The organism is Rhodococcus sp. H29-C3, from assembly GCF_030063405.1.
Taxonomy (GTDB): Bacteria; Actinomycetota; Actinomycetes; order Mycobacteriales; family Mycobacteriaceae; genus Rhodococcoides.
Map to the genome: position 1 here is coordinate 1 of NZ_JASITC010000007.1, position 12,065 is coordinate 12,065.

General features: G+C 61.8%; 11 protein-coding genes and 1 rRNA gene. All 12 read left to right on the forward strand.

Annotated elements, in window-relative coordinates; translation table 11 throughout:
* Nucleotides 1–190: 190 nt before the first annotated feature.
* The 12 genes from rrf (at nucleotide 191) to xerD (ending at nucleotide 12,019) form a co-directional block, all read left to right on the forward strand.
* Nucleotides 191–307, forward strand: a 5S ribosomal RNA gene (gene rrf, locus QMK32_RS16430).
* Nucleotides 308–378: 71 nt separating this feature from the next.
* Nucleotides 379–1,299 carry a hypothetical protein gene (locus QMK32_RS16435; protein ID WP_502943649.1) on the forward strand — a complete coding sequence of 307 codons (921 nt, stop codon included), beginning with the start codon at nucleotides 379–381 and terminating at the stop codon, nucleotides 1,297–1,299.
* On the forward strand, nucleotides 1,296–2,300 hold the full coding sequence (locus tag QMK32_RS16440) for an HAD-IIA family hydrolase (RefSeq protein ID WP_283476162.1): 1,005 nt from the start codon (nucleotides 1,296–1,298) through the stop codon (nucleotides 2,298–2,300). The genes QMK32_RS16435 and QMK32_RS16440 overlap by 4 nt, the downstream gene beginning before the upstream one ends.
* Nucleotides 2,301–2,385: 85 nt before the next feature.
* Nucleotides 2,386–2,607: a hypothetical protein gene (locus tag QMK32_RS16445; RefSeq protein ID WP_283476164.1), complete on the forward strand. Its 222-nt coding sequence runs from the start codon at nucleotides 2,386–2,388 to the stop codon at nucleotides 2,605–2,607.
* A 1-nt stretch (nucleotide 2,608) separates the two neighbouring features.
* The gene (locus QMK32_RS16450) at nucleotides 2,609–3,439 is read left to right on the forward strand and encodes a TlyA family RNA methyltransferase (RefSeq protein ID WP_283476165.1); all 831 of its coding nucleotides are present in this window, start codon (nucleotides 2,609–2,611) and stop codon (nucleotides 3,437–3,439) included.
* Between the two features lie 79 nt (nucleotides 3,440–3,518).
* Nucleotides 3,519–4,463, forward strand: coding sequence for an NAD kinase (locus tag QMK32_RS16455; protein ID WP_283476412.1), 945 nt, complete (start codon nucleotides 3,519–3,521; stop codon nucleotides 4,461–4,463).
* Nucleotides 4,464–4,466: 3 nt separating this feature from the next.
* Nucleotides 4,467–6,233: a DNA repair protein RecN gene (recN, locus tag QMK32_RS16460; protein WP_283476167.1), complete on the forward strand. Its 1,767-nt coding sequence runs from the start codon at nucleotides 4,467–4,469 to the stop codon at nucleotides 6,231–6,233.
* A gap of 208 nt (nucleotides 6,234–6,441) precedes the next feature.
* Nucleotides 6,442–7,626, forward strand: coding sequence for a putative cytokinetic ring protein SteA (gene steA / locus QMK32_RS16465; RefSeq protein ID WP_269306792.1), 1,185 nt, complete (start codon nucleotides 6,442–6,444; stop codon nucleotides 7,624–7,626).
* Nucleotides 7,623–8,570, forward strand: coding sequence for a copper transporter (locus QMK32_RS16470; protein WP_283476168.1), 948 nt, complete (start codon nucleotides 7,623–7,625; stop codon nucleotides 8,568–8,570). The genes steA and QMK32_RS16470 overlap by 4 nt, the downstream gene beginning before the upstream one ends.
* Nucleotides 8,571–8,724: 154 nt before the next feature.
* Nucleotides 8,725–10,464 carry a CTP synthase gene (gene pyrG / locus QMK32_RS16475; RefSeq protein WP_283476170.1) on the forward strand — a complete coding sequence of 580 codons (1,740 nt, stop codon included), beginning with the start codon at nucleotides 8,725–8,727 and terminating at the stop codon, nucleotides 10,462–10,464.
* A complete protein-coding gene (locus QMK32_RS16480) occupies nucleotides 10,461–11,099 on the forward strand; it encodes an NUDIX domain-containing protein (protein WP_283476172.1) in 639 nt (212 codons plus the stop codon). The genes pyrG and QMK32_RS16480 overlap by 4 nt, the downstream gene beginning before the upstream one ends.
* A 20-nt stretch (nucleotides 11,100–11,119) precedes the next feature.
* Entirely contained in the window at nucleotides 11,120–12,019 is a 900-nt protein-coding gene (xerD, locus tag QMK32_RS16485; RefSeq protein ID WP_283476174.1) for a site-specific tyrosine recombinase XerD, read from the forward strand.
* The last annotated feature ends 46 nt before the right edge of the window (nucleotides 12,020–12,065 follow it).

Below are 12,065 nucleotides of genomic sequence, written 5' to 3' on the forward strand. Positions count from 1 at the left end.
AAGTTGGGTAACCGATGCAGGTGACTGGTACTAATAGGCCGAGGACTTACCACAAAGAAGCTACGCGTCCACTGTGCGATATCTGAAACAGCACACGTTTCAGTATTACAAAATTGAATGAACCAACACCATCACCGCCATGTGTGTGTGATTGGTCCGTTGTGTTCCGTGTGTAACTGTTTCATGGAGTTACGGCGGCCATAGCGGAGGGGAAACGCCCGGTCCCATTCCGAACCCGGAAGCTAAGCCCTCCAGCGCCGATGGTACTGCACTCGACAGGGTGTGGGAGAGTAGGACACCGCCGAACACAGCTTATGATCAAGGGGACCCACCCACGGTGGGTCCCCTTTTTTTGTTTTTACAACTACATCTGATTTCATGATGAAACGTGTACGACCGAGAGGAACCGCTGTGCCGGAAGACAGCAACGACCGCCGCTCGCAAGGACAGCCCCGCAATGGCGGATCCCAAGGCGCCGGACGATCCGATAGCAGCGGACGACCGGCGAGCGGCCGCAACGACAACCGTCGGAACGATGGCCCCCCGCGTCGTCGAGGAGGCGAGGGCGGATTCACCGCTGATCGCCGTTCCGGTGGTGGCTCTACCGACCGTCGTCCGCCTCGACCAGAAGAGCCGGACCTACCTGACGAGGTCGAGGCCGGACAGTTGGAACCGACGGTTCGTCGAGATCTCCTCAGCTTGGACAAGAGCAACGCAACCGCTGTCGCACGGCACCTGGTGATGGCGAGTCGCCTCGTAGACGACGATCCGCAACTTGCACTTCTTCACGCTCGCGCGGCTCGGCAGCGTGCAGGCCGTGTAGCAGTTGTGCGCGAAACAGCCGGTCTGACGGCTTATCACGCCGGCGAATGGGCCGAGGCCCTTTCGGAGCTGCGTGCCGCTCGACGCATGGCCGGCGGACCAGGGCATGTGGCTGTCATGGCCGATTGTGAACGTGGCCTGGGGCGGCCCGAACGCGCCATCGAACTCGGTCGTAGTGATGAAGCACGTCAGTTGACAGGTGACGAGGCGTCGGAGCTTCGGATCGTCGTGGCCGGTGCACGGATGGATTTGAGTCAGTTCGACCAGGCTGTCGTCACGCTACAGACTCCGGACCTCGATGCTTCTCGGTCGGGAACAGCAGCAGCTCGTCTGTTTTACGTTTACGCCGACGCCTTGGTCGCTGCGGGTCGTGTCGGCGAAGGTGTCACGTGGTTCCTGAATGCGGCGGCCGCCGACGTAGACGGCGATACCGATGCAGAAGAGCGGGTGGCCGAGTTGTCCGGCGATGGGCAGTGACGACCCTCCGACAAGATCACGACGTTCTTCTGCTCGATCTCGATGGCACCGTCTACCAAGGTAAGCACCCCATCGTGGGAGCTGTCGAGGCCCTTGGTCGAGGTATGGAAAAGCAGTTCTTCGTCACCAACAATGCAAGCCGCTCACCGTCCGACGTCGCTGTTCATCTCCGTGAATTGGGCTTCGAGACCTCTGAGGATTTCGTGGTGACCAGCGCTCAAGTGGCGGCCAGAATGCTGGCCGATCGAGTTGAGCCCGGCTCCTCGGTGGTTGTGGTCGGGACGGCTGCGCTCGAAGCAGAGATCACACAGGTCGGTCTGGTACCTGTCCGAACTGCTGATGCTTCGGTACGTGCTGTAGTCCAGGGTCACAGCGTGGCGACCGATTGGTCCAGCCTGGCCGAGGCGACGTTCGCTATACGTGCGGGCGCACTGTGGGTGGCTACCAACGTCGACGCGACCCTGCCGACCGAACGGGGCTTGGCTCCGGGGAACGGATCGATGGTTGCCGCAGTTCGTTGGGCGACAAGTGCCGAGCCTCTGGTCGCCGGCAAGCCTGCTGCCCCGATAATGCACGATGCGATTCGTTTGAGTTCCGCGGAGCGTCCCCTTGTGGTGGGGGATCGCCTCGATACCGACATCGCCGGCGCCAATGCAGCGGACATACCTTCGTTGCTCGTGCTGACCGGGGTCAGCACTGTCCTGGACGTTCTTCGTGCCGTTCCGTCGGAGCGTCCGACATACATCGGATTCGACTTGGAAGCTCTTAACAAGCCGCCAGGTGAATCCGCGGTTGGTCCTAAACCAGGCTGGTCGGTACACGTCGAACACGCGGTTCTGACGGTGACCCACGATGGCACGTCGGAAGTTGATGCGCTGGACGGTCTTCTGGCCGCCGCGCACGCTGTGTGGGGATCGCCGAGTGAAGGAACGACGAACTGGGACACGATCTCGGTCGTCGGTGACGGGGTGGACGGCCTTCGAGAGCGACTGGCTGCCTGATCCTTCGTTCTCGATGCGTGCGGCGAGTGTTGGGGCGTGCAGGCGGGCGGGCGAGTGTCGAGGCGATCCGATAGCGTTGACGGCGATGAGCGCGTCGATTCCACTCCCCGGGCAACACCGTCAGCACGACAGTCGAGCCGATATGCCCGCTGTCGATCCCAGCGTCGTCGAAGCAGAGGTCGACGAGTTGCTGGCTCGACTGCCGTCGCCGGACGCGATATCCGGCGACTTGAATACGCATGCGCAGATTCTGGACCACGCACACGAAGTTCTGGTTCAGGCACTGTCTGCAGTGGACAAGAGCTGACGTGGCTCGGCGCGCACGCGTCGATGCCGAACTCGTACGTCGAGGATTGGCTCGCTCACGTGAACATGCAGTCGATCTCATCGATGCCGGTCGGGTCAAGATCGCCGGCACCGTTGCTACCAAACCGGCGACGGCAATCGAGCCGGGCACACCATTGCTCGTCACCGTCGAGGACAACGAAACGAGTTGGGCCTCGCGTGGTGCCCACAAGTTGCTGGGTGCGCTCGATGTGTTCGAACAGTCAGGATTTTCCGTCGCAGGAAAACGCTGTCTCGACGCCGGCGCATCCACGGGCGGGTTCACCGATGTCCTGTTGAGTCGGGGCGCGCGCGAGGTCGTCGCGGTGGACGTCGGATACGGCCAGCTCGTGTGGCGGTTGCAGTCCGACGAACGTGTCCATGTAGTCGATCGAACCAACGTACGTTCCATCGACGCCGAGACGATCAGTGGTGCGGTCGAGGTCATCGTGGCCGACCTTTCGTTCATTTCGCTCAAGCTGGTTCTACCGGCATTCGTAGCCTGCGCCGGCCCGGAAACCGATCTCGCGTTGATGGTGAAACCTCAATTCGAAGTCGGCAAGGACCGTGTCGGATCGGGAGGGGTCGTTCGCGATCCTGCACTGCGCGCCGAGACCGTGGTCGAGGTCGCGGAAGCGGCGGCTGCGCTGGGTCTTCGCTTGCAAGGAGTTACGGCAAGTCCGCTTCCGGGGCCGTCTGGCAACGTCGAGTATTTTTTGTGGTTACGATCGCAGTCTGTCGTGTACCCGAGCGAGTCAGTGCGCGATGACACTGCAGCGCTGGTGCAGCGCGCAGTCGAAGAAGGGCCACAGTGAGAGTGCGAAGCGACGCCAGCGAACCTCGGCACAGGCCCACGACAACAGAGGGACCACGGTGACGACGCCAGATTCGACAGTGCAGCCTGCACCGGTTCGCGAGGTATTGCTGGTTGCCCACCCGGGAAGGCCCGATATCGCCGAGACGGCGCTTCGAGTCGCGAAGGTGTTCGGCGAAGCTGGTATTCGATTGCGGGTACTCGTCGACGAGGTGCATTCGACGCGCACCGAGGCTTCCGGGGTACGTGAAGCCGAGGTTGCACTGGTGGAGGAGTTCGAGCTACAAGTAGTCGAATTCGGCCCCGATGCGGCACTGGGTTGTGAATTGGTGCTGGTGCTCGGAGGCGACGGGACGTTTCTCCGTGCAGCCGAGCTCGCTCGTGCGGCGTCCATCGCCGTTCTCGGGATCAACCTCGGGCGTATCGGGTTTCTCGCCGAGGCAGAGGCGGACCATCTCGAGGATGCGCTGGCTCGCGTCGTGAGCGGGGACTATCGAATCGAGAATCGGATGACTCTCGATATCAACATTCGCGTCGGCGATCAGGTCGTCGAACGAGGATGGGCACTGAACGAAGCGAGCATCGAGAACGGCTCGCGGCTCGGTGTCCTCGAGGTGGTACTCGAGGTCGACGACCGTCCGGTGTCGGCATTCGGCTGTGACGGCGTCCTGATCTCCACCCCAACAGGTTCCACTGCGTACGCATTCTCGGCCGGCGGGCCAGTTGTCTGGCCGGAACTGGAAGCGATTCTCGTGGTCCCCAGCAACGCACATGCGTTGTTTGCGCGGCCGTTGGTGACCAGTCCCAATTCTTTCATCGCCGTCGAGACGGACGCCGGCGGTCACGAAGCTCTGGTTTTCTGTGACGGCAGACGAACTCTGACGCTGCCTGCAGGTGGACGCGTCGAGGTGATCCGGGGCGCCGAGCCGATCAAATGGGTCCGACTCGATTCGGCACCTTTCGCCGATCGAATGGTCACGAAGTTTGCATTGCCCATCAAGGGATGGCGGGGGAGGGCGAGGTAGAGCATGCTCGAAGAAATTCGAATCGACAGCCTTGGTGTAATTTCTGCCGCAAGTGCTCAATTCCATGAGGGTCTGACCGTGCTCACCGGTGAAACCGGTGCCGGTAAGACGATGGTTGTCACCAGTTTGCATCTGTTGTCCGGAGCGCGTGCTGACGCCGGGCGGGTGCGTCTGGGAGCCGATCGGGCCGTCGTAGAAGGTCGGTTCAGTACTGAGACCGCCTCGGCGCAGGTTCTCGACGAGGTCGAGAGGGTGCTCGAGTCGGCTGGTGCTCAGCGCGACGAGGACCAATCGATCATCGCGTTGCGCACTGTGAACGCGGATGGAAGATCGCGTGCGCACCTGGGCGGGCGGAGCGTTCCGGCTGCCGTGTTGTCCGGGTTCACCGATCCGTTGCTGACTGTGCACGGCCAGAACGATCAGCTACGACTGCTGCGTGCCGATCGCCAACTCGAGGCTCTCGACCGTTTTGCGGGCGAGTCCGTTTCCGGTCCGCTGAAGAAGTACCGGTCTGCCCGCACCGCATGGTTGGCTGCTCGGACCGAATTGATCGACCGAACCGAGCGAAGCAGGGAGCTCGCTCAGGAGGCCGATCGATTGCAGTTCGGCATCCAGGAGATCGACGGCGTGGCGCCTGAGCCACAAGAAGACCTGACCATCGCGGCCGATGTTCGCCGACTCGGCGACCTCGACTCGCTGCGCGAATCTGCCGAGGGCGCGGGCGCCGCACTGGTCGGTGCCGTCGAGGACACGGGCGGGGCGACGTCGGCTCTCCATCTGCTCGGTGAGGCACGCACGCAGCTCGAGGGTTCTGACGATGCTGCGTTGACCGATCTGCTTCCTCGGCTGAACGAAGCCATGGCTGTGGTTACCGACATCGGTGCGGATCTCACTGCGTATCTGTCGGATTTGCCGTCTGATCCGAGTGCCCTGGAAACATTGCTCAATCGCCAATCCGAGCTCAAAGGGTTGACGCGAAAATACGCAGCCGACGTCGATGGCGTCATCGCCTGGGCGAGCGACGCGCGTGAGCGACTGCTGCACATAGACGTCTCTGCCACTACGTTGGCAGATCTGTCGGGACGAGTGGACGAGACAGCTGCCGAGGTGGCCGCAGCTGCAACCAAACTCACCTCCGCGCGGAGCAAGGCCGCCGCAAAACTCGCGAAGGCAGTCAGTGTCGAGCTTGCCGGTCTCGCGATGGGTAAGGCGAAACTGCAGCTCGATCTGCGCGCTGCAGTTGCAGGTCAGCAAGACAACGCACCGCTGAACATCGCGGGTACGGAGCTGCATGCAGGTCAGAATGGTGTCGACGAAGTCGAGTTCAAATTGTCCGCACACGACGGCGCGCAAGCTCTACCGATCAGCAAGAGCGCATCTGGAGGTGAGCTTTCACGCGTCATGTTGGCATTGGAAGTCGTCCTCGCAGGATCGGACAAGGGCGCAACGATGGTCTTCGACGAGGTCGATGCCGGAGTCGGCGGCCGCGCAGCCGTCGAGGTAGGCCGACGGCTCGCCAGGTTGGCCCGCACACATCAGGTGATCGTGGTGACACATTTGCCGCAGGTTGCAGCGTTTGCCGACACACATCTCGTGGTGGACAAGGCTGATTCGCGTAAAGGCGCGGCCAACAGTGGAGTGAAATCACTGTCTGCGTCGGAGCGTGTTGTCGAACTGGCCCGAATGCTGGCTGGGTTGGACGACACCGAGACCGGTCGAGCGCATGCCGAAGAACTGTTGGCAACTGCCCGCGCCGAGCGTGCGGACTAGCAGGATGCGACAAGACCCGTAGTTGCCACGTTTTCCCCGAAAATCCCTATTCCAAGGGCGTCGGGTTGGAATCATGGCCCAGAACCGACTGAATCCTAGCTTCCGGCCGTAGGATCAGCTGGTGCGTGTGTGATCCATGTGGACAGTGTGGTATCTGTTTCGGCGCGCCTCCTTCATGGCTCGAGTCGAAGCCCTCATCATGGGAGCCATGAAGATGCCGGCTCTGCTATCACGAACTCAGGACTCGCTGCCCGGAATCAGTGGTATCGCCCGGGTCGATCGCAACACGTCGAAACTGCTCAAACGCGTAGGTCCCGGGGACATCGTCGTCCTCGACGAACTCGACCTTGATCGACTTACTGCCGACGCTCTGGTCGCTGCGGGTGTCTTGGCGGTAGTCAATGCGTCGCCATCGATTTCGGGTCGCTATCCGAATCTGGGCCCGGAGGTGATCGTCGCCAACGGAATAACGTTGATCGACTCCACCGGCACCGAGGTGTTCAAAAAGATCAAGGACGGCAGCAAGATTCGCCTCAACGAAGGGGGCGTATACACCGGCGATCGTCGTCTCGCGAAAGGCGACGAGCAGAGTGAAGCCGAGATCTCCGATCGGATGATCGAGGCAAAGACCGGATTGGTCGACCATCTCGAAGCATTCTCCGGTAATACCATCGAGTTCATTCGCACCGAAAGTCCGTTGCTCATAGACGGGGTCGGTGTCCCGGACATCGAGCTCGACTTGCAGGACCGTCACGTCGTGGTGGTAGCCGACGGACCAGGTCATGCCGAAGACCTCAAGGCGCTCAAGCCGTTCATCAAAGAGTATTCGCCGATCATCATCGGTGTCGGCGCAGGCGCCGATACGGCAATGAAGGCTGGGCACAAGCCGGACCTCATCGTCGGCGATCCTGACGACATCACTGCCCAGACGCTCAAATGCGGTGCTGAAGTGGTGCTTCCGGCGGACTCGGACGGGCATGCGAACGGACTCGAACGGATCCAGGATCTCGGTATCGGAGCTATGACGTTCCCCGCCACTGGTGCACCTGCCGATTTGGCGTTGTTGCTGGCCGACCATCATGGCGCGTCGCTGATCGTGACCGTCGGTAGCCCGGCCAGCCTCGACGAGTTCTTCGATCGTGGCCGGCGAAATACCAACCCGGCGGCTTTCATGACGCGGTTGAAGGTGGGTGCCAAGCTCGTCGACTCGAAGGCTGTTGCGACGCTGTACCGCAGTCGCGTATCGGGTGGCGCTGTTGCATTGCTGATTCTGGCCGCACTGGTTGCTGTCATCGTCGCTTTGGTCGTGTCGAACATGGGCAGTGAAGTCCTGGACTGGACAGTCGACTTGTGGAACCGCTTCGCAACGTGGGTTCAGGGGTTGCTGGAGTGATTTCCATGCGCCAACATGCCATTTCGATCGCAGCGATATTCATCGCATTGGCTATCGGAGTGGTGCTCGGGTCCGGGTTGTTGTCCAGTGGTCTCGTGTCGGGACTCCGGGACGACAAGACCGACCTCGAGACCGAAGTGAATTCGTTGCAAAGCACCAACAATCAGCTCGGCGAGCAGCTCAACTCCGCTGATGGATTCGATGCGGCGGTATCGGGACGCGTCGTACGCGACGCATTGGCGGGCCGCAGCGTGGTGGTGATCACCACTCCCGACGCGGATCCGGGTGACGTCGATGGTGTTTCTCGTTCGATCGAGGCGTCGGGAGCGGCTGTGACGGGCCGGGTGTCGTTGACGGATTCGTTCGTCACCGCTGCCAGCGGTGACGATCTTCGTACTCGACTGACCAATGTCGTGCCTGCCGGGACTCAATTGCGCACGGGATCTGTCGATCAGGGAAGCATGGCGGGCGACTTGATGGGCTCGGTTCTGTTGCTCGATGCCGAGAACGCCGAGCCTCAGTCCACCCCGGAGGAACTTGCACTCGCACTCGAAACGCTGCGCAGTGGAGGTTTCATTGCGTACGACAACGGTGCAGTGGCCCCCGCCCAGCTAGCGGTCGTCGTGACCGGTGCCGGTGATGCCGGTACCGGGGACGGAAACCGTGGTGCGATCGTGGCGCGCTTCGCCGGCGGGCTCGACGCTAGGGGCGCCGGTGCAGTGCTGGCTGGACGTTCCGGAGCAGCAGAGGGCAACGGGCCGGTAGCTGTGGTGCGCGCGGACTCAGCTTTGTCCGCGGCTGTGAGCACGGTGGACAACGTTGACCGGGAAGCCGGCCGGATTACGACGGCGCTGGCATTGCAGGAGCAGTTGGATGCAGCCGCGGGCCGTTACGGAACCGGTCCGAATGCGACGGCGGTCACCGTCGGTGCACCGGCCCGATGAGATCCGGTACTGAGAATATGCGCGTCGTTCGCTCTCTGGGCAACATTGGTGTTACCGTGAAGTCCCGTGGGTAGCAGGCCCATGTTCTATGCACTACCTCTCTTGCCAGCTCACTGGTGGGAGCACGCCCTGCAGATACGTCACGGGAGCATCATTGTCACGCCTTCAGTCGCGTTCTGACACCAAGCACATCTTCGTCAGCGGAGGCGTCGCATCGTCTCTCGGCAAGGGCCTCACGGCTTCGAGCCTGGGCCAGCTACTGACAGCTCGTGGCCTCCGCGTCACGATGCAGAAGCTCGATCCATATCTCAACGTGGATCCGGGCACCATGAATCCGTTTCAGCACGGCGAGGTCTTCGTCACCGATGACGGAGCCGAAACCGATCTGGACGTCGGACACTACGAGCGATTCCTCGACCGCGACCTGTCCGGGTTCGCAAACGTCACTACCGGTCAGGTCTACTCGACGGTCATTGCTAAGGAGCGTCGCGGCGAGTACTTGGGCGACACCGTCCAGGTCATTCCGCATATCACCGACGAAATCAAGCGTCGAATCCTTGCCATGAACGGTCCTGATCTCCAGGGGCATCAGCCTGACGTGGTGATCACCGAGATCGGTGGCACTGTCGGAGACATCGAGTCGCAGCCGTTCCTCGAAGCGGCGCGTCAGGTACGTCATGACGTCGGTCGCGAAAACGTCTTCTTCTTGCACGTCTCCCTGGTGCCGTTCCTGGCGCCTTCCGGTGAGCTCAAGACCAAGCCGACTCAGCACTCGGTTGCAGCACTGCGCAGCATCGGCATCCAGCCCGATGCACTGATTCTGCGGTGTGATCGCGACGTTCCTCCCGGCCTGAAGAACAAGATCGCACTGATGTGTGACGTCGATGTCGAGGCCTGCATTTCCACTCCAGACGCACCGTCGATCTACGACATACCGAAGGTGCTGCACAAGGAGGGCCTCGACGCGTATGTCGTGCGCAAGCTCGGGTTGCCGTTCCGCGACGTCGACTGGACGGTGTGGGGCGGTCTTCTCGAACGTGTCCACGAGCCTCGCGAGACGGTGCGTGTTGCCCTTGTCGGCAAATACGTGGATCTTCCCGACGCGTACCTCTCGGTCACCGAGGCGTTGCGTGCGGGCGGTTTCGCGCATCGTGCAAAGGTCGAGATCAAGTGGGTTCCGTCGGACGAGTGCGAGACTTCAGCAGGCGCGCAAGCTGCACTCGGTGATGTCGACGCAGTGCTGATTCCGGGTGGATTCGGTATTCGCGGCATCGAAGGCAAGCTGGGCGCTGTCCGCTTTGCGCGTACCCGCAAGGTGCCTCTGCTCGGACTGTGTCTCGGTTTGCAGTGCATGGTCATCGAAGCAGCACGCTCGGTCGGACTGGCCGACGCCAACTCGGCGGAGTTCGAACCGGACATCGAGTTCGCTGTCATCTCGACGATGGCCGATCAGGAAGACGCCGTTGCCGGTGAGGCAGACCTAGGTGGAACTATGCGACTGGGCGCGTATCCGGCGATCTTGTCGAAGGGTTCGGTCGTGGCAGGTGCATATGGGTCGACCGAGGTATCCGAACGACACCGTCACCGCTACGAGGTCAACAACACCTACCGTGACCAAATTTCCAAGAGCGGTCTGGTTTTCAGCGGAACTTCCCCTGACGGGCACCTCGTCGAGTTCGTGGAACTTCCGACGTCGATGCATCCGTTCTTCGTCGGCACGCAGGCTCACCCGGAATACAAGAGCAGGCCGACGCGTCCGCACCCGCTTTTCGCGGCATTGATCAACGCAGCGTTGAAGTACAAGGCAGCCGAGCGGCTTCCGGTCGATATTCACGGTGACGACGCCGAGTCCGAAGCGTCGGTGCCGGAAGTGAACGCCGAAAGCAACGGATGAGCGAGCAGGACGGCCGGTTCGAGTTTCGGACTCTCGGTTCGACAACCGTCTACGAGGGCGCGATTCTCGCTTTGCGATTGGATCAGGTCGCGATGCCGGACGGCCGCGAGGCCGAGCGTGAAGTAGTCGAGCACCACGGCGCGGTAGCCGTCGTGGCACTCGACGGTCAGGATCGGATCGCGATGATCGAGCAGTACCGGCATCCGATCGGGCGACGTCTGTGGGAATTGCCCGCCGGTCTTCTCGACGAGACCGGTGAGCCACCCGTCGACGCGGCGAAGCGCGAACTCGCCGAGGAGACAGGACTTTCCGCGGCCCGCTGGTCGGTACTCGTCGACGTTTTGGCGTCCCCGGGCTTCACCGACGAGTGCGTTCGAGTCTTTCTCGCCGAGGACCTGACCGAAGTCGAGCGGCCGGATGCACACGACGAAGAGGCCGACATCGTGCTGTCCTACGTGCCGGTCGACGACGCTGTTCGCCGGGCTCTGTCCGGTGAGTTCGTGAATGCGAGTGCGGTGGCGGGCATTCTGGCGCTGGCAGCCTCGCGGGTAGCGTCGACAAGCCTGCGCCCCGCCGATGCTCCGTGGCCGGATCTGCCGACTACTTTCGAGCGTCGGAAGAATTCGCACGAGTAGTCGCCGTGTTGAGTGAACAGATGTCGACCTATCTCGATCACCTCGAGGTCGAGCGTGGGTCGGCGAAGAACACTCTGTCCTCGTATCGCCGAGACCTTCGGCGATACGAGGCGTTTCTCACTGCCCACGACATCGATGATTTGGCCAAGGTATCCGAATCGGATGTGACCGAATTCGTGTTGTATTTGCGGCGAGGTGGGGACGAGTTCCCACCGTTGGCTGCAAGTTCCGCAGCACGGACGCTCATTGCGGTTCGTGGGTTTCACAAATTCGCTGCCGCAGAGGGCTTTACGATTTCGGACGTTGCCAGCGCAGTCAAGCCGCCGACCCCGAGTCGTAGGCTGCCGAAGTCGCTTCCCCTCGACCAGGTGATCGCGATTCTCGAATCGGCCACCGCCGAGGGGCCGGATGCCCCTCGTGGTTTGCGTGACAAGGCCATCCTCGAATTGTTGTACTCGACCGGTGCCCGCATTTCCGAAGCAGTGGGTCTCGACGTCGACGATGTGGATACCGACACGCGATCGGTGATGCTTCACGGCAAAGGTGACAAGCAGCGGCTGGTACCAGTAGGCCGCCCCGCTATCGAGGCTGTGGACGCTTATCTCGTTCGAGGGCGACCCGCTCTGGCGACGAAGTCGACTCCTGCGTTGTTCCTCAACGCTCGTGGTGGTCGGTTGTCGCGGCAGAGTGCCTGGCAGGTACTACATACGGCAGCCGAGCGTGCAGGCATCGCCACGCCGGTCTCTCCGCACACCCTGAGACACTCGTTTGCGACGCATCTGCTCGACGGTGGGGCAGATGTCCGTGTAGTGCAGGAGCTTCTCGGTCATGCCTCGGTCACCACAACCCAGATCTACACGCTTGTGACGGTGAATACGCTGCGCGAGGTATGGGCAGGAGCTCATCCCCGCGCGAGGTGAAGACATGTTTGTGCGTGTCCGGCGATACTGCCGCAGCGCCACGCGG